The sequence below is a fragment of the Streptomyces venezuelae ATCC 10712 genome (assembly GCF_008639165.1).
Taxonomy (GTDB): domain Bacteria; phylum Actinomycetota; class Actinomycetes; order Streptomycetales; family Streptomycetaceae; genus Streptomyces; species Streptomyces venezuelae.
Window position 1 is genome coordinate 1,126,210 of the sequence record NZ_CP029197.1, and the last position, 21,572, is coordinate 1,147,781.

Genomic DNA, 21,572 nt, shown 5'->3' on the forward strand with positions numbered 1-21,572 from the left:
TCCCCACTCACCCTCCCGCGGGCAGACCGGTCCGGGGCGCCGTCGCGAGGTGGGCCCCGACCCGCTTCACCATCAGCGTCATCTCGTAGGCGACCTGGCCGACGTCGGAGTCCGCGTCGGCGAGCACGGCGAGGCAGCTGCCGTCACCGGCGGCGGTGACGAACAGGAAGGCGTCCTCCAGTTCGACGACCGTCTGGCGGACCTTGCCGGCCTCGAAGTGCCGGCCGACGCCCTTGGCGAGGCTGTGGAACCCGGAGGCCACGGCGGCCAGGTGCTCGCCGTCCTCGCGGGTCAGGTCCTGGGAGGCACCGGTCGGGAGTCCGTCGCTGGAGAGCACCAGGGCCTTGCGGATGGACGCGACGCGCTGGACGAGCTCGTCGAGGAGCCAGTTCAGTTCGCCGTTTCCCTGGCCGTGTCCGGAGGTGGTGCTGGGTGCTGCGGCGTTCGGTGCGGTCATCGACCGTCCCCCTCGGGTGTCGTTCCTGGTGCTGTCGGGTCGTCGGGGTCGCTGTTGTGGCGACGCCCGCGCTGCCAGCCGCGCTGCATGGCGGCCATGCGGGCGCGTACCTCCTCGGCGTCCCGCTCGAAGGAGTCGGGGTCCGCGGGCGTGGCGGCGCCGCTCGTACGGGCGTCGGAGCGGCCGCCCGAGCCCCGGTCGGCCGGGCCGTCGGTGGCGCGCAGCTGGGGCGCGAGGCTTGCCTGGCGGACGCGCCGGGGCAGCCCGCCGAACGGCTCGGGGCCGTCCGCCGGCACGGGACCCTGCGGCGGTACGGAACCCCCCGGCGGCACGGGGCCCTCCGGCGGTACGGGGACGAGGGTGGGGCCGGTTCCCCTGGCGGGCACCGGCCGGCCGTCCCGGCCTGCGCCGTGCGGGTCGTGGCCCGGGCCGTCGGCCACCCGGCCGGGGGCCGGGTGCGCCCGGCCGGTCAGCGGCTGGTCGGGGCCGGGGAGGAGCTGCGAGCGGTCCGGCAGGGCGTACGAGCGGCCCGGGAGGGAGCCGTCACGGCCGGGGAACTCCTGGTTCGGCAGGGAGGCGCCGTGCTCGGGGTCGTCGCCCCGGCGTGCGCGGTCCGGCTCACCGGCGCGGCCGCGGTCACCGGTGCCGGCGGGGCCGCGATCGGCCGTGCCGACGCGGGAGCGGTCGCCGGGGCCGGCGCTGCCGCGGTCCAGGTCGGCCGTGCCGACGCGGGAGCGGTCGCCGGGGCCGGCGCTGCCGCGGTCGAGGTCGGCCGTGCCGACGCGGGAGCGGTCACGCTCCCCGGCGCGCCCCCGGTCGGGGTCCCCCGGGCCGGTGCGGCCGCGGTCCGGGTCGCCGTCGACGCGGCGGCCGTGGTCCACGACCAGGGTCGGGGTGGGGCGGCGGCGGGGCAGCGGCACGGGGCCGAGCACTCCCCCGTCGGCGGGCGCCTCCGGCTCGCCGGGGCCGTGCGTCCGGTCCGGGGCCTGCTGGTGCTGCTCGCCCGCCGGTGCGAGCCCGGCACGGCGCCGGCCGCGGGGCAGGAAGAGGCCGCCGCGCTCGCTCTCGGTGTCGAGCAGGTCGGCGGAGCGGTCGAGGAGCACGTCGAAGTCCTCGCCGCCGACCGGTCCTTCGAGCTCGACGGGACCGTCGAGCGGCCCCGGCGCCTCGGTCACGTCCGGGACCCTGGCGAGGGCCGGGCGACGGCTGGGCAGCGTGCCGCCGTCGACGGCCGGGTCCTCGGCGGCGCGCTCCGCGGCCGTGCGGTCCAGGGTCTTCCGGTCCAGGCGGAAGCCGGCGCCCTGGGTCTCGGGCGCGTCGGTGAGCAGCGCGGCCGGGATGAAGACGACCGCGGTGGTCCCTCCGTACGGGGAGGTCTGGAGCGAGACGCGGACGTTCTGCCGCTGGGCGAGCCGGCTGACCACGAACAGGCCGAGGCGGTCGGTGTCGGAGAGCTCGAACTCGGGGGTCTCGGCGAGCCGGAGGTTGGCGTCGAGCAGGGCGTCGGGGTTCATGCCGAGGCCGCGGTCGTGGATCTCCAGCGTGAAGCCGTTGGCGACGCGCTCGCCGAGGACCTGGACGGCGGTGTGCGGGGGCGAGAACACCGTGGCGTTCTCGAGGAGTTCGGCGATGAGGTGGGTGAGGTCCGCGACGGCGGGGCCGCCGACGCCGAGGCGCGGGAGCCTGCGGACCTCGATCCGCTCGTAGTCCTCGACCTCGGCGACGGCGGCGCGGACGACGTCCATCAGCTGGACGGGCTTGCGCCACTGCCGGGAGGGCGCGGCGCCGGAGAGGATGACGAGGCCCTCGGCGTGGCGCCGCATGCGGGTGGTGAGGTGGTCGAGCCGGAAGAGGTCGGCGAGCTCGTCGGTGTCCTCGGTGCGCCGTTCCATGGTGTCGAGGAGGGTGAGCTGGCGGTGGAGCAGGACCTGGTTGCGGCGGGCGAGGTTGACGAACACCTCGGACACCCCGCGCCGGAGCTCGGACTGCTTGACGGCGGCCTCGACGGCGGCGCGCTGGAGGGTGTTGAGGGCCTGGCCGACCTGGCCGACCTCGTCCTGCCCGTATCCCAGCTGGGGCACCTCGGTGCCGACGTCGACCTGTTCGCCCGCGGCGAGCCTGCGCATCACGCTGGGGAGCCGGACGCCGGAGACCTCCTGGGCCTCCTTCTGGAGGCGGCGCAGGTCGCGGACGAGGTCGCGGCCGATGCGGACGGAGATGACGATCGAGGCGAGCAGGGCGAGGAAGCCGAGGACTCCGGCGACGCCCGCCTTGAGGAGGACGCTGTACGCGGCGGGCTGGACGCGGTCCTGGTAGCGGTCGCCGGCCGCGGTGTTCTCGCGGGCCAGGTCGTCGAGGACGGGGCTGGCGTTGTCCTGCCAGTAGGCGGCGGTGACGGCGCGGGGGCTGTCGGTGGGGCCGGCCTCGATGATCGCGTTCTCGGCGGTGCGCAGCGGCTGGCTGTCGGGGCTGGTCCAGTACTTCTCGAAGCGGTCGCGTTCGGCGGTGGGCAGGAGTTCGAGGTTGACCTCGTAGAACTGCTCGCGCTTGGCGACGAGGTCGCTGATCGCGCGTATCTCCTGGGCGGTGACCCGGTCGGCGACGAGCGCGGAGAGGACGAGGGCGTCCTCGCGGGAGAGCAGTTCGCGTGCGCGGGTGACGCCGACGAGGGCGCGGCCCTGCTTGTCCATCTCCACGTTCTCGAGGGCGTGGAGGGTGATGAGGAAGCTGTAGCAGGGGTCGACGAGCCGGTTGTAGAACTCCAGGGCCTGCATCCGGCCGATGTCACGTTTCTCCACGGAGCGGCGCAGCGAGGCGATGCCTTCGAGCGCGTCGAGGAGGGAGGTGAGCTTCTGGGCGGTGACGGGCCGCATCTCCTCGCGTACGCCGGGGTCGGTGGCGTTGGCGCGGATCCGGGCGATCTGGCGGTCGGTGGCCCTGCGGGTCTCCTGCAGGGCGCCGAGGGTGCCGGAGCCCCGGGGGTCGGCGAGGTAGATGAGGGACTGGCGGCGTTCGAGCTGGATGACCCGGGCGGTGTCCTCGAGGGGGTAGCCGACCTTGTCGACGATGTAGCCGACGTCGAGGAGTTGGTCGGCCTCCCGGCCGGTCAGCACCGTGGCGAATCCCCAGAGACCAGTGAGGGAGACGAGCGGTACGAGCAGCAACGCCACGATCTTCCGGCGGATGGACTTCCCGCGAAAGCGCATGGCCTCCCCCAGCTCGGCCCCCGTGACCACGGGGGTCTTCACGTTCGTGACGTCCGGCGTCAACACGCGGCGTCAACCTTGAAATTCAACAAACGGCGGCGCGAGCCTACTACTGCATCACGGCCAGTCCGAAGGCATGTCCGGGCTATTTTCAGCCTGTCGAGTGAGTGTTGATCATGAGATGTCCTGTTATTCAGGGAGTTGGGATTGGCCACTGTGGCGCAGGACACCTGATGATGCGCCATTTCTCCGGTCTGCGGAGATGGCTGGAATTATTCGTTCCGCTCCTCCTCGCGTTGCCGTCGCCGTCGGCCGGGCGAAACCTTTTCCCTGTGACGTGCGTCAATAGGTACGGGGAGGGTTCTGTCCGCGTAAAGGGCCTCAAGACGGGCAACCGCTCCTGTAGTCGTTCGGTGTGGGGAGTGACAGAGCAATGGAACACGAGTCGCGGTCTGCGCGGCAGTTGTGGGTCGAGGACGAGCGGGCCCGGCAGCGGATGCCCGACCCGGTGCGGACCGCCGCCGTGCGGGCCGTGATGATCACATCGGTGACGCTCGTCCAGGCCGTGGTGGCGTTCTTCTGCACCGTGTCGGGCTCCTGGCTGGCGTTCCCGGTGACGGTCAGCGCGGTGGTCTTCACCGTGGTGGCGACCTGGAGCGTCCTCGACGTCTGGATCACCCGTCAGGTCTGGCGCCAGCGCAACGGCGTGGTGTCCGAGCCGAGCAGCACGGCGCGTCCGCCGCTCCGCGCCAAGCGCGACGCGAGCCGGGCGGAGACGTCGCCGCTCTCCGAGGCCGCCTGAGCCCGGAAGCACGACGAGCGGCCCGGACCCCGGGAACACGACGAGCGGCCCGGTCCCCTGTTCTGGGGACCGGGCCGCTCGTCGTATGCGTCGGGCTGTCCGTCGTGCGGGCCGGCCGCCCGTCCCTCGCGTCAGGCGTCCCGTCGGGTCAGGCGGACGGTGCCTGGGCGGGGTCGTCGGCGGTGTGGCGGCGGAACATCCTCGTCGCCGTGATCTCGCCGTGGATCGCCTCGCCCTCACCGCCCTGCTGCGGCAGCCCCGGACGCAGATGCTCCTCCACGCTGATGTACTTGAGGCCGGCCCGCAGGTCGGCGTCGTTGCGCAGCCGGATCACCAGCGGGAACTCGGCGAGCGCGGTCGTGTCGAACAGCCCCGTCGTGTACAGCAGCTGAACGCCCAGCGCGTCCGACACGGCCCGCTGGAGCTCCAGGAGGTACGTGGCGTTGGCGCGGCCGATGGGATTGTCCAGGAACAGGGTGCCCGCGTGCCGGTGCTTGTCACGGCCCCGGTCGTTGGAGCGGAGCGCCGCCATCGTGCAGTACAGGGCGATGGCCGCGGTGAGCAGCTGGCCGCCGGAGAAGACGTCGCCCATCTGTCCGACGGGCACCCGCTCGGCCCGCAGCACCGCGTCGGGCTTGAGGATCTCGACGGACACGCCCTTGGGTTCCAGGGCCGCCTGAACTCCCCGCAGCAGCAGGGACATGCCGTCGCGGCGCAGGTCGGAGTTCTTCTTGACGGCGGCGCGGGTGGCCTCGTCGACGACCTCGCCGAGGCGCTCGGCGAGGGTGGCCTGGTCGGGCTCCTCGAAGCGGATCCGCAGGAACTCCTGCCCCGACCACTCGCCGAGGCCCTCGGGGAGCCGGGAGAGCCGCTGGGCGGAGCGCAGGGTCGCGAGCGAGGACTCCACGAGGCCGCGGAGCCGGTCCACGATCGAGTCGCGGTTGCGCTCCAGCTGCTCCAGCTCGTCGGTGAGGACCCGCAGCCGGGGGGCGAAGGCCTCGGCCCACTTGGCGGCGTGTTCGGGCAGCGCGGCCGCGGGGAGTTCGCGGATCTGCTGGCGGGCCGGGGTGCGGACCTGCTCGTAGCGGGTGGAGTTGGCGTGCCGGACGAGGATGTCGCCGGCCTCGCGCACGGCGGCGTCCGCCGAGGACAGCTCGGCGGTGCAGCCGCGCAGCGACCGGCGGGCCTCGGCGGCCGTCGTGCGGGCCTCCTCCAGGCTGCCGGGGTACGGCTCCGACTCCTCCCGCTCCTCGTCCGTGTGGTCGCGCAGCAGGTCCCGCAGCAGGGCGGCGGTCTCCTCGAAGCCGCCCGCCGCGTCCTCGGCGGCGCGGTGGTCGCGGAGCAGGCCGGTGTGCGCGGCCCGCGCGGCGTCCAGGGCGTCGCTGCGGGAGGCGAGTTCCGCGGTGGCGGTACGGAGCAGGGCCTGGGCCTGCTCGGCGTCCGCCGGCTCCAGCTCCTCGGGGAGCTCGGTGTGGGCCTCGCCGTCCTCGGGGGCGAGCCGCTCGGCCTCGCCGCGCAGCCGGCCGAGCTTCTCGCTCGCCTCGGACGCGCGGGTCTCCAGCATCTGGACCAGCGACTCGGCGCGGGCGGCGGCCGCCTGCCGGGAGGGGCCGTCGGCGCCGTCGGTGGACTCCAGGAGCTGTTCGGCGCGGGTGCGGACCTTGTTGGTGAGGCGGTCGAGTTCGGCGAGGGCGGCGGACTCGTCGCTCTCGGCGCGGGCCTGCTCGGCCCGCAGGTCGGCGCCGACGCCGACCTTCTCGTACAGCTGGGAAGCGGCCCGGTAGGCCTCGCGCAGGGTGGGCAGTGCCGCGCGGGACGCGGGCGCCTCGCCCTCGGGGAGGGTGTCGGGGGCGCCGGCGATCTCGGCGCGCTCGGCGCGCAGGGCGCGGGCGGTGCGGTGGGCGTCGTCGGCGGAGCGCTGGGCGGCCCGGCGGTCCTCGTCGGCGGCGCGGGCGCGCTCCAGACAGGTCTGGGCGCGGGCCTCGGCCTCGGCGGCGTCGTCGGCGAGCTCGCGGAGCTTGGCCTGCCAGGCGGACCGCTCGCGGAGCCGGAACGCCAGGCCCGCGAGGGCGTCGGCGACCCGGCGGGCACGCTGGGCCGCCTCCTGGCGCTCGTCGCGCACCTGGGCGGCTTCGGCGGCGGCCTCGTCGGCCTCGGCGCGGGCCGCGCGGGCCTCGTCGAGGATCGCGGCCGCGGCGTCGGCGGTCTCCCGGGCGGTGGTGGCGACGGCCGCGAGCTCGGCGAGCATGCCGGGCGGGCAGTCGGCGCGCCAGGAGCCGATCCGGGCGGCGAGGGAGCGGTCCGCGGCGAGCCGGGCGGCGAGGGCGCGGATCTCCTCGTCGCGGGCGGTGGCCCGGGCGCGCAGGGCGTGCCGCTCCTCGTCGGCGGCGTGCTCGTCGTGCATGGCCGGGTTCGGCGGTACGAGGAAGACGTCGTGGCTGCCGCCGTCCTGCGCCGGGTCCTGCGCCGGTACGGGGGCGAGCAGGGCGGCCGCGGTGCCGACGGCGACGGCGGAGCGGGGCAGCAGGGCGGCGGCGGCCAGGACCTCGCGGGCGCGTCCGTACGAGACGGGGTCGGTGATCACGACGCCGTCGACGAGCTCGGGGCGGGCGGCGAGCACGCGCGCGTGGTCGGCGGGGTCCACGGCCTGGGCGAGGTACCGCCAGCCGGGGAGGGCGGGGATGCCGTGCTCGCCGAGGTGCTCGACGGTGGCGAGGACGTCGGGTCCCGGCGGCAGCAGGCCGCCGTCGCCGAGGGCGCCGAGGATGCGGGAGTCGTCGGCGGCGGCGGTGCGCAGCTCGAAGAGCTGGCGCTCGGCGGAGGCGACGGCCTGGTCGAGCATGCCGCGCAGTTCGTCGGCGTACCGGTCGAACTCGGTGACGGTGAGCGGCCCCTGGGAGGCCGGTCCGGAGTCCGTCCCGGGCGCGTCCTCGGCGTCGGCGGTGGCCGCGCGCTGGCCGGGGAAGTTCGAGCCGGGGGCGGAGAGCTGCGGGCCGGTGGCGGGCAGGCTGAGGAGTTCCGCGAGGCGGTCCTCGGCGGCGAGGACCTCGGCGGCGCGGCGCTCCGCGTCGTAGGCGTTCCCGGCGGCCTCGGCGGCGTCGGCGGCGCGGGCCGCGGCGAGTTCGGCGCGGGACTCCTCGCCGGCCGCCTCACGGGCGCGGTCCGCGGCCGCGCGGGCGGTGTCGCGGGCCGTGTCCCAGGCGGCGACGGTGGTCTTCTCGGCGTCGCTCGCGGCGAGGGCGGCGCGGGCCGGGTCGGCGTCGGGCGCGGTGTCGTCGAGCCAGCCGGCCCGTACGGCCTCGGCGGTCTCCTGCTCGACCTCGGCGAGCCGCTGGCGCAGGTGCCCGGCCTCGCTGCGGGCCCGCTGGGCCTCGGTCGCGGCGGCGGTGGCGTCCCGGTGGGCGGTCTCGCCCGCCTCCTGGAGCGCGGTGGAGCGCTCCTCCTCCTCGGCCGCGTGCCGCTCGCCCTCCTCGGCGGCGGCGGCGAGCGCGCGGACGAGGTCGGCGGCGGCCTCGGCGCGGGCCGCGAGGGCCGGGGCGGCGTCCCGCTCGGCCTCGCGGATGGCGGCGGCCACGCGCGCGGAACGGTCGCCGGCGGCGCGGTGGCGCAGGACGACCTCGGCGGCCTGCCAGGCGGAGTGCACGGTGCGGGCGTCGGTGAGTTCGCGGCGCTGGGAGGCGGCGCCCTTCTCGGCGGCGGTCAGCGCCAGGGAGGCGTGCCGGTAGGCGAGTTCGGCGGCGATGAGGGCGGCGCGCCCGCGCGCGGACTCGGCCTCGGCCACGGCGTGGCCCGCCGAGGTGACCTGCTGGGCGAGTTCGGCGCCCCGGCCGCGCTCCTGGGCGGCGCGGGCGGAGAGCCGGCGGGCCAGGGTACGGGTGCGGCGCTCGGCGGCGGTGTGGACCTCGCGGGCCCGGGAGCGGGTCTCGGCGGCCTCCACGATCCGGCCGAGGAGGTCCACGGAACCGGCCGTGAAGTCCCGCTCGGCGGTCAGTTCGGCGCGGCGGCCCAGCTTGTTGCCGAAGCCGCCGACGAGGTCGGCGAGGCCGTCGGTGTCCCGGGTGTCGGTGACGGCGCGCAGCAGCAGGTCGGTGAAGTCGGAGTCCTTCTTGACCGCGAAGAGGCCGGCGGCCTCGCCCTCGTCGGCGTTCATCTCCCGCTGGTAGCGGAAGAGTTCGGGGTCGAGTCCGAGGTCGCCGAGGTGCTCGTTCCAGCGGTCGTGGATCTCCTCCCAGTAGACCTCCAGGTGCGGGTAGGCCTTGCCGGCTTCTGTGATCGCGTCGCGGAAGCCCTTCATGGTGCGGCGGCGGCCGGTCGCGCCGGAGGCGCCCTCGACGGGCGGGCGGACGGCGGTCGCCTCGGCGACGGGGAGGTTGTCCAGGCTGAGTCCGGGCCCGGGCCGGAAGGAGTACCAGGCCTCGGCGAACTTCCGCGGGTCGGAGGAGACCTGGCGGCCGCGCCACTCGCTGGCCTTGCCGACCACGACGAGTTCGCCGGTGAGGGTGTGCTGCCACTCCAGGGCGACGTGCCCGCAGTCGTCGGCGAGCAGGAACTTGCGCAGCACGCCGGAGCTGGCGCCGCCCAGGGTGTTGCGGTGGCCCGGCAGCATGACCGAGAAGATCAGCTTGAGCAGGACGGACTTGCCGCCGCCGTTCTCCAGGAAGAGCACGCCCGCGGGCGCGGGGCGGCGCGGCGGGCCGACCGGCTCCTCCTCGAAGAACTCCGCCTGGGTGGGGGCGGGGTGGGGCACGGGCGCGCCGACTCCGCGCAGGTCCAGAACGGTGTCGGCGTAGCGCGCACCGGCGGGGCCGATGGAGTACAGGCGGACCCGGGACAGCTCGTACATGGCGAGGGACTCTCGTGCTCTCGTGCTCTGGACGGTCGGTTGCGCGCGGCGGTCACGCGTGGAAGGGCAGGCCCGCGTCGGCGGCGAGCTCCAGGTCGTCGCCCTCGGGCGGCGGCAGGAGGGTCGCGGAGCCGTCGCTGACAGGGACGACGCCGAGTTCGAGGAGCTCGGCCATGGCGGCGGAACCGGCCATGTCGCGGACCTGGAGCTGGTAGCGGGCGGTGGTGCGGTAGGAGCCGCCGCCCTCGTCGCCGGTGCGCTGGAGGAAGCCGGACTCGGTGAGGAAGGCGGCGGCCTTGCCGACGATGCCGGTGGTGGACCCGGCGAGGCGGCGGGCGTCCTTGGTGGCGCCGGTGGCGCTGCGCCGGGCGTAGATCCGCCAGGCGGCCTCCAGGCCGGGGGCGTCGGTGGCCGGGTCGGTGTTCTCGCCCTGCTCCTCGGCGCGCTGTTCGAGACGCAGACAGGCCTGGCGTACGAAGGCGTCGACGCCGTTCACCGTGAGCCGGCCGATGTACGCGTCGTCCGCGAGGTCCTCCGGGCGGGGGAACGCCATGGCCGCGACGGCGAGATGGGCCAGGCCGTGCAGGAACCGGTCGGCGGAGTCCGTGGCGGCGCGGCGCGCGTAGTCGCCCATGCGGACGGCGAAGACGGAGTCCTCACCGGCGGTGACGGCCATCCCCGCGCGCGGGGAGACCTCCAGGACGATCAGGCCGAGACCGGTGGCGACGGCGTCGGCGAGGCGCGCGAAGGAGGGGTCCTCGCGGTAGCGGCGGAGCAGCTCCCCGTACTCGGCGTCGCGGGCCGGGAGCAGCTTGGGCTGGAGCCCGAAGGAGACGAGCCGGGCGGCGTCGGAGGCGTCGGCGGGGGTGACGGCGGGGGCGGCCGGGGGCTGTGGGGGCTCCTGCTCGCCCCACGCGTCGGCGTACTCGGCGTGGGTTTCGCTCACGGCTGGGGCTCCTCGGTACGGCTCTCGGTCGGTGGGGGCGGCGGTGTCGGTACGACGGCGGGGGCGGCGGGTCGGGGCAGCGGCAGCGGCACGGGGGTGACGGCCGCGGTGCGCTCCGCGGTGGCGGCCGGCGCCTCGGGATGATCGGCCGGCCCGCCGGCGGGGACGTCCGCCGGGCGGGTGGGCGGCTCGGTGTCGAGGCGCACGGCGCGCACGGACGGGAGCCCGCGCCGGCGTGCGGCCGCCGCACGGGACGGCCCGGGCACGGCCACGACCCCGAGCCGGGGCGGCGCCCCGGGCCCGGGCTCCATGCGGCCGCCGTCCTCACGGTCCGCCGACGGACCGCCGGGCGGATCGACGTGCACGGGGCTGAGCCGCGGACCGGTACCGGCCGCGGCGGCCCCACGACGAGGCCCCGCCGCACGGTCGTCGCGCTCCTGCGCCCCGGGCGGACCGGGCTCGGCCTCGGGCTCGGGCGGAAGCTCGGCTCCGGGCTGGGGCTCGGGGGCGGCCATGGGCTCGGGGGCGGGCTGGGTCTCGGGCTCCGGCCGGGGTGTCGGCTCCGGGTCCGTGGTGGCGTTGTCCACCAGGAGCGTGGCAGGCGTGGGAGGGGCCGGGGGGACGATGGTCACGAGGCCTCCGAGCGGTCGGCGGCCATGCCCACCGCGTCGAGCAGCGCCGTACCGACGATGAGGTCGGCGCCGCCGAACTCGGGGTCGTCCAGCGGGGTGCCGTCGTCGACCGCGAAGAGGAGGCGCTCCTCGCCCTGGCGGTACGCCGTACCGACCGGCGGGCTCGCCGCGTGGATGGCGAGCAGGGCGACGAGGTACGGCAGGTCGGCGTCGAGCTCGCGGGCCTCGGCCAGCAGCCCGGAGAGGCGGCGCGGGGCGTCGTGCTCCAGGTCGAGCAGGCGCAGGGCGCTCGCGAGCTGCTCCTCGCTGAACCGGGAGTCGTCGGGGGTGGCGATGAGGTCGGGCTCGGGCATCTCCGCGCCGAGGTGCTCCCGCTCCACGGGCGGGGTGAGCAGCAGGTCGACGAGGTCCCCGAGGCGTACGGAGGCGGGGGCGCGCAGTCCGGTGCCCCGGGCGAAGAAGGCGTCGGTGACCCGGGCGGCCTGCTCGACGGGGAGCGGCAGCGTGGGGGCGACCAGCTGCCCGTACACGTCGAGCCCGGTGTACGCGGTGGGGGCGGCGAAGGCCTGCCGGTCCTGCTCGGCGCGGAAGAGCGGGCCGGCGTCCAGGAGGCGGGACTGGAGCTGGGTGTGGCGCCGGATGCAGTCCTTCACTATGTCGACGAGCTCGGCGGCGCGCCGCTTGTGCTCGGCCGTCTTGGCGTCGGACGCGGCCTCGGCCTCGTCGCGTGCCCTGCGGATGTTGGTGAGGATGGCGTTCTCGTGGCGGTAGCGGTCGGCGACGTGGTCGAGCGCCTCGGCGATCATGTCGGGCACCGCGTTGAGCCAGTCCACCGCGCGGACGTTGCGGCGGGTGGCCTCCAGGGTCTTGCGGAGGGACTCGGCGTACTGCACGGTCCGGTACCTGGCCTGCTCGGCGGCGAGCTGGGCGTCGGCGAGGCGGCCCCGGTTGATGAGGACCTCCAGCTTCACCTCGGCGGCGATCTGGGCGCTGGTGACGTCGGTGTCGAGGGCCCCGACGAGGACGTTGACCGCTTCGTCGGTGGTGCGGAGGTACACCCCGCCGCCGTATCCCGGGACCTCTTCGATGAGCTTGAAGTCGTAGTCCCTGCGGACGTAGACGCCGTCGGTGCCGAAGGTGCCGTAGACGGCGCGGAAGCCGCGGTCGACGCTGCCGACGTTGATCAGGTTCTCCAGGACCCAGCGGGCCACGCGCTCGTGCTCGGCGGCGGGGCGGGTGGGGGCCTGGGCGGCGACGCGGGGCAGCAGGCGGGCGACGATCTGCTCGTGGTCCGCGCCGGTGTCGAAGTCCATGTTGAGCGTGATGAGGTCGATCGCGGCGAGCGCGACCTCGGCCATCGCGTAGACCGTGTACTCGCCGGCGAGGTTCGCCTTGCGGGCGTCGAGGTCGTGCAGCGGGGCGGTGCACGCGAGCGCGCGGAGGCGCCGCGCGAGCCCTTCGTCGGCGGCCGGACCCTGCGCGGGCCGCGGCCCCGCGCTGAGCTGGGGCGGAGCGAGGTCCGTCGAGGCAGGCGAAGTCACGGTGCACAGATTAGGTCCTCGAACTGACAACGGTCGAAACGGCGCAGATGCGACCGGCCCCGATCGGGACCTCCGGCGGGGCGGGAAGCCGGGGCCCGTGGGCAGGGGACCGGGCCCCCAGCCGGTCAGGGCGTCGGGCTCGACGGTGCTTCCACGGCTCGGGCGTAGGCGGCCGCGACGCGGGCGCGGGAGTCGTCGAGGTAGCGGGCGAGGAGGCGCTCGGCCGTGGCCCGCTCGCCGGCGCGCAGGGCGTCCAGGATCTCCCGGTTGCGCGCCAGGTAGGGCTGGTGGAGGACGCGGGGGTCGGCGACGAGGTGGAAGGCGAGGCGGAGTTCGGCGAGCACGCCCCGCATCAGCTCGTCGGTCCGCGCACTGCCGGCGAGGGCGACGAGCTCGCGGTGGAAGTGGATGTTGGCGGTGGAGACGCCGGGCCAGTCCCCGGCGTGGGCGGCGGCCTCGCCCTCGGCGACGGCGGCCGCCAGGCCTTCGAGGGGGTACGGCGGGTGTCCGAGCCCGCGGACGACGGCGCACTCGACGAGCCGCCGGGTGCGGTAGATGTCCTCCACGTCGTCGACGGCCAGGACCCGGACGAAGACCCCGCGGTTGAGTTCGTGGACGAGCAGCCGCTCGTGGGTGAGGAGCCGGAAGGCCTCGCGAAGGGTGTTGCGGGACACCCCGAGCGCGCCGCCGATGCTGTCCTCGGAGAGCCGGGTGCCGGGCGGGAACCAGCCTTCGGCGACCCGGCCGCGCAGGATGTCGGCGACCCGTTCCGCCGTGCTGGTGCGGCCGAGCAGTGCCCGGTCGTCGGCCAGGTCCCCGGCTTCCCTCGCTGTCACGGCGCTCCCTCTCCTCAGTCGTCCGCGCCGAGCCGGTCGCGCGGACCGTCGGCGGACGACCATCTTGTCGGATCGTTCAACGATCCTCTACTTTGACGGCACTGTACGGTCCTCCCCCTTCCCCCCTTTCGAGGTGCAGATGCCCACCCCTCCCGAAGAGGCGGCCCCGATCGACCTCAACGCCGACCTCGGCGAGGGCTTCGGCCGCTGGACGCTCACCGACGACGAACAGCTGCTTTCCGTCGTGACCAGTGCCAACGTGGCCTGTGGCTTCCACGCCGGGGACGCGGCCACCATGCGGCGGGTCTGCGAGCTGGCGGCCGCGCGCGGGGTACGGATCGGGGCCCAGGTGTCGTACCGCGACCTGGCCGGTTTCGGGCGGCGCTCGATGGACGTCCCGGCGGCGGAGCTGGCCGCCGAGGTGGCGTACCAGATCGGCGCCCTGGAGGTCTTCGCGCGGGCGGCGGGCGCGCGCGTGGCGTACGTGAAGCCGCACGGCGCGCTCTACAACCGGGTGGTCAGGGACGAGGAGCAGGCGGCCGCCGTCGTCGAGGGCGTGCTGCTCGCGGACCGCTCGCTGCCGGTCCTCGGCCTGCCGGGGTCGCGGCTGCACGAGGCGGCGGCAAAGGCCGGTCTTCCGGTCGTCCCCGAGGCGTTCGGTGACCGGGCCTACCGGGCGGACGGCTCCCTCGTGCCCCGCGGGGAGGCGGGCGCGGTGGTCAGCGATCCGGCGGCCGTGGTGGAACGGTCGGTGGCGATGGCCCGGTTCGGGGTGGTCACGGCGCACTGCGGGAGTTCCGTCGCCGTCCGGCCGAGGTCGCTCTGTCTGCACGGGGACACGCCCGGCGCGGTGGAGCTGGCCCGGCGGGTCCGGGCGCGCCTCGAAGCCACCGGGGTGCGGGTGGAGGCGTTCGCGTGAGCCGCACCGCCCCGCGCGCGCTGCGCGTGGGTGAGCGGGCGCTCCTGGTGGAGCTGGCCGGCGGCGAGGAGACGGAGGCGTTCCACGCCGAGCTGCTGCGGCGCCGGGCGGCGGGAGAGCTGCCCGCCGTACGGGAGATCGTGCCGGCGGCGCGGACGGTGCTGCTCGACGGGGTGGCGGATCCGGACCGGCTCGCGGCCGAGCTGACCGGCTGGGACGTGGGGCCGCTCCCCGCGCGCGTGGACGGGGCGATCGAGATACCCGTCCGCTACGACGGACCGGATCTCGCGGAGGTCGCCGCGCTGTGGGGGGTGTCGGTCGAGGCGGCGGTACGGATCCACTCGGCGGCCGAGTTCCGGGTCGCGTTCTGCGGGTTCGCGCCGGGCTTCGGCTACCTGACGGGCCTCGGCGAGCGGTACGAGGTCCCCCGGCGGGCGACGCCCCGGACCGCCGTCCCGGCGGGATCGGTCGCCCTGGCGGGGCCGTACACGGGCGTGTACCCGCGCTCCTCCCCCGGTGGCTGGCAGCTGATCGGCACGACGGACGCGGTGCTCTGGGACACCGGCCGCGAGCCCGCCGCCCTGCTGACGCCCGGCACCCGGGTCCGGTTCACGGCGGAAGGCGACGCGCCGGGGGCCGGGCGATGACGGACCGGGCGGTCGCCGTGGTCCGGGCCGGCGCGCTGACCACCGTGCAGGACCTCGGCCGGGTCGGGTACGCGCACCTCGGCGTGCCCCGTTCCGGCGCCCTCGATCCGGCGGCCGTCCGGCTCGTCAACCGGCTCGTCGGCAACCCCGAGACGGCCGCCGTCCTGGAGACCACCGTCAACGGCTGTGCCCTGCGGCCCCGTCGGGCGGTCACCGTCGCCGTCGGCGGCGCGCCTTGCCCGGTCCGGGTGGACGGGCGCCCGGCGGCCTGGGGCACGGCCGTGCGGGTGCCGGCGGGGTCCGTCCTTGAGGTCGGCGCGGCCGTCCGCGGGGTGCGGACGTACGTGGGGTTCGGCGGCGGCATCGACGTCGCGCCGGTGCTGGGCAGCCGCTCGGCCGACCTGCTCTCCGGACTCGGCCCCCCGCCGCTGACCGAGGAAACGGTCCTGCCGCTGGGCGCCGCCCCGGGCACGGCTCTCCGGGGAGCGGGCGACGTTCCCCCGTGGCCCGGTCCACCGGACGAACTCGTCCTCCGGGTCCGGCTCGGGCCGCGCGACGACTGGTTCACCGCGGAGGCGCTGCGCACCTTCGCCACGCGCGCGTACCGGGTGTCCCCGGCGAGCAACCGGATCGGGCTGCGGCTCGAAGGGCCGGCGCTCGACCGGGCGCTGCCCGGGGAGCTGGCGAGCGAGGGCATGGTCCTCGGCGCGGTCCAGGTGCCGCCGGACGGCCGACCGGTGGTGTTCCTCGCGGACCACCCGACGACCGGGGGGTACCCGGTGGTCGGAGTCGTACGGGAGGCCGACCTGGGCGCCGCGGCCCAGGCGGTGCCGGGAACGCGGGTGCGCTTCACGCCGGTGCGCTGAGACCGGGGGCGACGCGGCCGGGTCCGCGGGTCCGACGCGGTCATCGCGGCCGTCGCGGATGTCACGGCCAGGGGGCATTCCCCGCCGTCACCCCCCTCGCGGGCGGCTCCCTGACCGTCCTCGTCCCTCGTCGGGCGGCGGGCCGTAGCCTCCGCCGCCCGGGGTGCGCAGGACCAGGACGTCGTCGGGGCCCACCTCCGTGGTGGCGGCGCCGCCGAGGCGTTCGACGGTGCCGTCGGCGCGTTCGACCAGGTTCTCGCCCAGGGCGCCGGGTTCGCCGCCCGCCATGCCGTACGGCGGGATCCTGCGGTGTCCGGTGAGCAGGGCGACGGTCATCGGTTCCAGGAAGCGGATGCGGCGCTCCACCCCGCGCCCGCCCCGCCAGCGGCCGCGCCCGCCGCCGTCCTCGCGTACGGCGAAGGAGTCGACCCGCACCGGGTGGCGCCATTCCAGGACCTCGGGGTCGGTGAGGCGGGAGTTGGTCATGTGGGTCTGGACGGCGTCGGCGCCGTCGAAGCCGTCGCCCGCGCCGGAGCCGCTGGCGACCGTCTCGTAGTACTGCACGCGCGCGTTGCCGAAGGTGACGTTGTTCATGGTGCCGGAGCCCTCGGCCTGGACGCCGAGGGCCGCGTAGAGCGCTCCCGTGACGGCCTGGGAGGTCTCGACGTTCCCGGCGACGGTGGCGGCCGGGTGGACGGGGGCGAGCATGGAGCCGGGCGGGACCCGGACCTCCAGGGGTTCGAGGCAGCCGCTGTTGAGCGGGATGTCGTCGTCGACGAGGGTGCGGAAGACGTACAGGACGGCGGCCATGACGACGGCCGTCGGCGCGTTCGCGTTCCCGGGCAGCTGCGCGGAGGTCCCGGTGAAGTCGAGGACGGCGGAGCGCCGTTCGCGGTCGACGCGGACGGCGACCTGGATGACCGCGCCGCCGTCGGTCTCGTAGCGGTAGGCGCCGTCGTCCAGGCGGGCGACGATGCGGCGCACGGACTCCTCGGCGTTGGCGCGGACGTGCCGCATGTAGGCCTGGACGACGTCGAGCCCGAACTCGTCGACAGTGCGGCGCAGTTCCTCGATGCCCTTCTCGTTGGCGGCGATCTGGGCGCGCAGGTCGGCGAGGTTGGTGTCCGGGTCGCGGGAGGGGTGGCGGGCGCCGGTGAGCAGGGCCCGGGTCTCGGCCTCGCGCAGCCGCCCGTCGCGTACGAGCAGCCAGTTGTCGAAGAGGACGCCCTCCTCGTCGACGGTCCGGCTGAAGGCGGGCATGGACCCGGGGGTGATTCCGCCGATCTCGGCGTGGTGGCCGCGGGAGGCGACGAGGAAGCGGAGGGCGCCGCCCGGGCCCTCGTCGAAGACGGGGGTCACGACGGTGACGTCGGGGAGGTGGGTGCCCCCGTGGTACGGGTCGTTGATCGCGTACACGTCGCCGGGCCGCAGCTCGTCCTCGTCCCGTCTCCGCCGCAGGACCTCTTTGATGGACTCGCCCATGGAGCCCAGGTGGACGGGGATGTGGGGGGCGTTGGCGATGAGGTTGCCCTCGGCGTCGAAGAGCGCGCAGGAGAAGTCGAGCCGTTCCTTGATGTTGACGGACTGGGCGGTGTTCTCCAGGCGGACGCCCATCTGCTCGGCGATGGCCATGAAGAGGTTGTTGAACACCTCCAGGAGGACCGGGTCCACGTCCGTGCCGGCCGCCACGCGCGCGGGGCGCGGGGTCACGCGCCGCAGGAGGAGGTGCCTGCCGTCGGCGGCGGTGGCCCGCCAGCCACTGTCGACGACGGTCGTGGCGTCGGCCTCCGCGATGATCGCGGGCCCGTCCACGGTGTCCCCGGGCCGCAGGTCCGCCCGCTGGTGCAGGGGCGCGTCGTGGGGCTCGCCGGCGCTGTACATCCGGACGGTGACGGGGGGCCGGGGAGCGACCGCCGGCCCGCCGGACTCGACGGAATCGGAGGAACCGACGGGTTCACCTGAACCGGCGGGGCCGGTATGGACGGGGCCGTGGGGACCGGCCCGGCCGACGGCCTCCGCGGAGACGGCTTCGACGACGAGCGGCCGGTCCAGGGTGAAGGCGTACCGCGCGCGGTGCACCGCCGTGAACGCGGTCTTCATCTCCTCGGGCGGGGCGAGGTCGACCTGCAGACTCGCGTCCGTGCCCGCGTACCGCAGGAGTACGCGCGCGTGCGTCGTGATCGCCGGGTCCGGCAGGCCGTCCGCGCGCAGCTCCGCGCGCGTGAGGGCGGCGAGTTCGGCGCAGAGCTCCGTCACGCGGGCGGCGGTTCCGGCGGCGTCCAGCTCGGCCTCGACGGACCGCTCCCGCATGGCGGTGGCGTCGGCGAGTCCGATGCCGTACGCGGAGAGCACGCCGGCCAGCGGCGGTACGAGGACGGTGTCGACGCCCAGGGCGTCGGCGACCGCGCAGGCGTGCTGGCCGCCCGCGCCGCCGAAGCTGGTGAGGGCGTAGCGGGTGACGTCGTGGCCGCGCTGGACGGAGATCTTCTTGACGGCGTTGGCCATGTTGAGGACGGCGATCTCCAGGAAGCCCGCGGCGACCTCCTCGGGCGTGCGCCCGCCGCCCACCTCCTCGGCGAGGGCGGTGAACCGGTCCCGTACGACGCCGGCGTCCAGGGGCAGGTCACCGCTGTCGCCGAACACGGCCGGGAAGTGGCCCGGCTGGACGCGGCCCAGCATGACGTTCGCGTCGGTGACCGTGAGGGGGCCGCCCCGGCGGTAGCAGGCGGGGCCCGGGACCGCGCCCGCCGAGTCGGGGCCCACCCGGTAGCGGCGCCCGTCGAAGTGGAGGACGGACCCGCCGCCCGCCGCGACGGTGTGGATGCTCATCATCGGCGCCCGCATCCGTACCCCGGCGACCTGCGTACCGAGCTCGCGCTCGAACTCCCCGGCGTAGTGCGACACATCGGTGGAGGTACCGCCCATGTCGAAGCCGATGACCCGCTCGTGGCCCGCCAGGGCCGAGGTGCGGGCCATGCCGACCACGCCGCCGGCCGGTCCGGAGAGGACGGCGTCCTTGCCCCGGAAGTGGGCGGCTTCGCGCAGTCCGCCGTTGGACTGCATGAACATGAGCCGGATCCCGGAGAGTTCACGGGCGACCTCGTCCACGTAACGGCGCAGGATCGGGGAGAGATAGGCGTCGACGACCGTGGTGTCGCCGCGCGGGACGAGCTTGATGAGCGGGCTGACCTCGTGGGAGCAGCTGACCTGGGTGAATCCCGCGTCCCTGGCGAGTTCCGCGATCCGCGCCTCGTGGGCGGGGTGGCGGTAGCCGTGCAGGAGGACGACGGCGGCGGAGCGGATGCCGTCGCGGTGGGCGGCGGCGAGCGAGGCGGCGACGGCGTTCTCGTCCAGGGCGCGGACGACCTCGCCGTGGGCGTCGACTCGCTCGGGAACCTCGATCACGCGCGCGTGGACCGGTTCGGGGAGCACGATGTGGCGGTCGAAGAGCCGGGGCCGGTTCTGGTAGGCGATCCGCAGCGCGTCCCGGAAGCCCTCGGTGACCAGGAGGACGGTCGGTTCGCCGCGCCGCTCCAGGAGGGCGTTGGTCGCGACGGTGGTGCCCATCTTGACCACGGCCACGCGGTCGGCGGGGACGGGCTCGCCGGGCTCAAGACCGAGGAGGAGCCGGATTCCGGCGACGGCGGCGTCCTGGCGGCGGGCGGGATCGTGGGAGAGCACCTTGCGGGTGACGAGCCGACCGTCCGGCCGCCGGCCCACGATGTCGGTGAAGGTGCCGCCCCGGTCGATCCAGAACTCCCAGCGGCCGTTCATCCCTCCATTGTGGCCGCGAGCGCGGCGGCGAGGGCCGCGTCGGCGCGGGCGTCGAGGGGCGACGGGCCGGTGCCGTCGGCCCAGTGGCGCAGTTCCGCGCCCGCGAGCAGCAGGAGCTGCGGGAGCAGGTCGTGGCTGCGCCGCAGCAGCCAGCCGGTACCGGCCGTGGCCAGCCAGAACACCGCCTCGGCGCGGGTCGGCGGCGGCTGGAGCGGCTCCCGCCCGGGCGGCGCGCCGTGGGCGAGTCCCCGGTCGGCGAGCAGCCGGTGGAAGCCGCCGGCGACGGCCCGGTGGCCTCGCTCGCCCGGGTGCAGCCGGTCGGCGCTCCACAGGCCCCGGTCCGTGGTCCAGCCGTCGTCGGCGAGATGCAGATGGACGGCCCCGTACCGGGCGGAGAGGGCGTGCACGACGGCGTTGACGGACCGCTGGCGGCGGGCGAGCGGGCGGGCCAGCGGGGGCGGCAGGCCGAGCATCCGGCCGGGGTCGGGCAGGCAGGCCGTGAGGAGTACGGCTCCGGCGGCGTCGAGCCGGCCGCAGACCCGGTTCAGGTGGCGGGCGAGGAGCCCGATGTCGAAGGTGCGGCGCAGGGTGTCGTTCACCCCGACGACGACGGAGGCGAGGTGCGGGCGGAAGGCGAGGGCGCGCGGGGCCTGCCGCTCGGCGACGTCGCCGCTGAGCGCCCCGCTGACGGCGAGGTTCAGGAGGGCCGTCTCCTGCCCGTCGGCGGCGAGCCCGGCGGCGAGCAGCGGCGCCCACCCGCGCCAGACACCGCCGACCCGATCGCCGACACCCTCGCTGAACGAGTCCCCGAGCACGGCGAACCGAAGGACGCCGAGGGGGGCGGAGCGGGGGGTGGGGACGGGGGCGGGCGTGGCCGGGGTCGCGACCGACGTGGGCGCGGGGTGCGGTGTCATCGGTGGGCCTCCTCCGGCAGCGGCAGCGGCTCCGTGGTGGGGAGCGCGTCGTGGGCCTGGAGGAAGGCGGTGACCGAGCGTTCCCAGGTGAAGACCTCCGCACGCGCGCGTGCCTCCGCGCGGCGAGCCGGCTCCGGGACGGCGAGGAGGCCGCGTACGGCGGAGGCGAAGGCCTTCGGGGTGTCGACGGCGGCGGCCCCCGCGGCGCCGACGACCTCCGGGAGGGCGGAGGACGCGCTGACCACCACCGGGGTTCCGCAGGCGAGCGCCTCCAGGGCGGAGAGCCCGAACGTCTCCGCCGGGCCCGGCGCGACGCAGACGTCGGCCGAGGCCTGGAGGTCCGCCAGCGCCTCCCGGTCGGCGACATGGCCGAGGAACCGTACGGGCAGCCCCCGCTCCCGGGCCCGCCGCTCCAGGGCGCCCTTGAGCGGCCCTTCACCGGCGACCACCAGTGCCGCGGCGGTCCCCGCGTCCCGCAGCTCGCCGAGGGCGTCCAGGGCGGTGCCGGGCCGCTTCTCCACGGAGAGCCGGGAGCAGAGCAGGAGCAGCACCCGCTCCCCGTCGGCGTACCGGGCCCGCAGGGCGGTGTTCCGGCGGCCGGGTCGGCAGCGCTCCAGGTCGACCCCGAGCGGGGCCCGTACGACGTTGCGGGCGCCGATCCGTACGAACTCCCGTTCCGCCCACTCCGTCGTGCAGACGACCCGGGCGAACGCCCAGGCGGTACGGCGGTTGAGCCGGTCCGCCGCGCGGGCCGCGACGGCGGGCGGCACGCCCCAGGTGCGCAGCACGCCGTCCGCCGTCTCGTGGGAGACCATCACCGAGGGCACCCGGGCGCGTCGCGCCCACTCCCCCGTCCACCGCAGGGTCGTGCGGTCCGAGACCGCGATCCGGTCCGGGGCGAGCTCGTCGAGGAGGCGGCGCACCCGGCGCCGGTCGGCGAGGACGCGGTAGCCGCCGGTGCCGGGCAGGACGGGCCCGGGGAGGGTGACGACCCGCCCCTGCTCGGTGCGTACGTCGCTCGCGGTGTCGCCGGGGACGACGAGGACCGGCTCGTGCCCGGCCGCGCGGTACCCGCGGCCGAGCTGGTCGAGGGCGGTGCGCAGGCCGCCCGAGGTGGGCGTCACGAAGTTGGCCAGCCGTACGATCCGCAGCCCGCCGCCCCGCACGGCGCCGCCGTCGTCTCCCGGGG

At 75.9% G+C, this 21,572-nt stretch carries 14 protein-coding genes; 4 read left to right on the forward strand and 10 right to left on the reverse strand.

The features are described from left to right. Nucleotides 1-7: 7 nt before the first annotated feature. Nucleotides 8-457: a roadblock/LC7 domain-containing protein gene (locus tag DEJ43_RS04855; RefSeq protein WP_015032196.1), complete on the reverse strand. Its 450-nt coding sequence runs from the start codon at nt 455-457 to the stop codon at nt 8-10. Beyond that, the gene (locus DEJ43_RS04860; protein ID WP_041663658.1) at nt 454-3,663 is read right to left on the reverse strand and encodes a sensor histidine kinase; all 3,210 of its coding nucleotides are present in this window, start codon (nt 3,661-3,663) and stop codon (nt 454-456) included. The genes DEJ43_RS04855 and DEJ43_RS04860 overlap by 4 nt, the downstream gene beginning before the upstream one ends. A gap of 433 nt (nt 3,664-4,096) precedes the next feature. On the opposite strand from DEJ43_RS04860, the gene DEJ43_RS04865 reads away from it, so the two are divergent. Next, nucleotides 4,097-4,465: a hypothetical protein gene (locus DEJ43_RS04865; RefSeq protein WP_202490712.1), complete on the forward strand. Its 369-nt coding sequence runs from the start codon at nt 4,097-4,099 to the stop codon at nt 4,463-4,465. Between the two features lie 148 nt (nt 4,466-4,613). Here the strand turns inward: DEJ43_RS04865 and DEJ43_RS04870 are convergent, their stop codons facing one another. The 5 genes from DEJ43_RS04870 to DEJ43_RS04890 form a co-directional block, all read right to left on the reverse strand. Next, nucleotides 4,614-9,308: a hypothetical protein gene (locus tag DEJ43_RS04870; RefSeq protein ID WP_015032199.1), complete on the reverse strand. Its 4,695-nt coding sequence runs from the start codon at nt 9,306-9,308 to the stop codon at nt 4,614-4,616. Between the two features lie 52 nt (nt 9,309-9,360). After that, nucleotides 9,361-10,254: a hypothetical protein gene (locus DEJ43_RS04875; RefSeq protein WP_015032200.1), complete on the reverse strand. Its 894-nt coding sequence runs from the start codon at nt 10,252-10,254 to the stop codon at nt 9,361-9,363. After that, nucleotides 10,251-10,886, reverse strand: coding sequence for a hypothetical protein (locus DEJ43_RS04880; protein ID WP_041662118.1), 636 nt, complete (start codon nt 10,884-10,886; stop codon nt 10,251-10,253). Before DEJ43_RS04880 ends, DEJ43_RS04875 begins: the two co-directional genes overlap by 4 nt. Continuing rightward, the gene (locus DEJ43_RS04885; RefSeq protein ID WP_015032201.1) at nt 10,883-12,427 is read right to left on the reverse strand and encodes a hypothetical protein; all 1,545 of its coding nucleotides are present in this window, start codon (nt 12,425-12,427) and stop codon (nt 10,883-10,885) included. Before DEJ43_RS04885 ends, DEJ43_RS04880 begins: the two co-directional genes overlap by 4 nt. Before the next feature lie 125 nt (nt 12,428-12,552). Next, complete coding sequence (locus tag DEJ43_RS04890; RefSeq protein WP_015032202.1) at nt 12,553-13,263, reverse strand: GntR family transcriptional regulator; 711 nt, start codon at nt 13,261-13,263, stop codon at nt 12,553-12,555. Between the two features lie 139 nt (nt 13,264-13,402). Between DEJ43_RS04890 and DEJ43_RS04895 the strand changes: the two genes are divergently transcribed. From DEJ43_RS04895 to DEJ43_RS04905, 3 genes are read left to right on the forward strand one after another with little or no spacing between them, the layout of a single operon-like run. Continuing rightward, nucleotides 13,403-14,182 (forward strand): LamB/YcsF family protein, encoded by a 780-nt coding sequence (locus DEJ43_RS04895; RefSeq protein WP_041662119.1) that lies wholly within the window; start codon nt 13,403-13,405, stop codon nt 14,180-14,182. Then, nucleotides 14,179-14,829, forward strand: a complete 651-nt coding sequence (locus DEJ43_RS04900) for a 5-oxoprolinase subunit B family protein (protein WP_015032204.1) — start codon at nt 14,179-14,181, stop codon at nt 14,827-14,829. Before DEJ43_RS04895 ends, DEJ43_RS04900 begins: the two co-directional genes overlap by 4 nt. Further along, a complete protein-coding gene (locus DEJ43_RS04905; protein WP_015032205.1) occupies nt 14,826-15,695 on the forward strand; it encodes a 5-oxoprolinase subunit C family protein in 870 nt (289 codons plus the stop codon). Before DEJ43_RS04900 ends, DEJ43_RS04905 begins: the two co-directional genes overlap by 4 nt. 87 nt (nt 15,696-15,782) lie before the next feature. Here the strand turns inward: DEJ43_RS04905 and DEJ43_RS04910 are convergent, their stop codons facing one another. The 3 genes from DEJ43_RS04910 to DEJ43_RS04920 are packed head-to-tail and all read right to left on the reverse strand — an operon-like array spanning nt 15,783 to nt 21,549. Beyond that, nucleotides 15,783-19,469 (reverse strand): hydantoinase B/oxoprolinase family protein, encoded by a 3,687-nt coding sequence (locus DEJ43_RS04910; protein WP_015032206.1) that lies wholly within the window; start codon nt 19,467-19,469, stop codon nt 15,783-15,785. After that, nucleotides 19,466-20,383, reverse strand: coding sequence for an SGNH/GDSL hydrolase family protein (locus DEJ43_RS04915; protein ID WP_015032207.1), 918 nt, complete (start codon nt 20,381-20,383; stop codon nt 19,466-19,468). The genes DEJ43_RS04910 and DEJ43_RS04915 overlap by 4 nt, the downstream gene beginning before the upstream one ends. Then, nucleotides 20,380-21,549, reverse strand: coding sequence for a glycosyltransferase (locus DEJ43_RS04920; protein ID WP_041663662.1), 1,170 nt, complete (start codon nt 21,547-21,549; stop codon nt 20,380-20,382). Before DEJ43_RS04920 ends, DEJ43_RS04915 begins: the two co-directional genes overlap by 4 nt. Between the last annotated feature and the right edge of the window lie 23 nt (nt 21,550-21,572).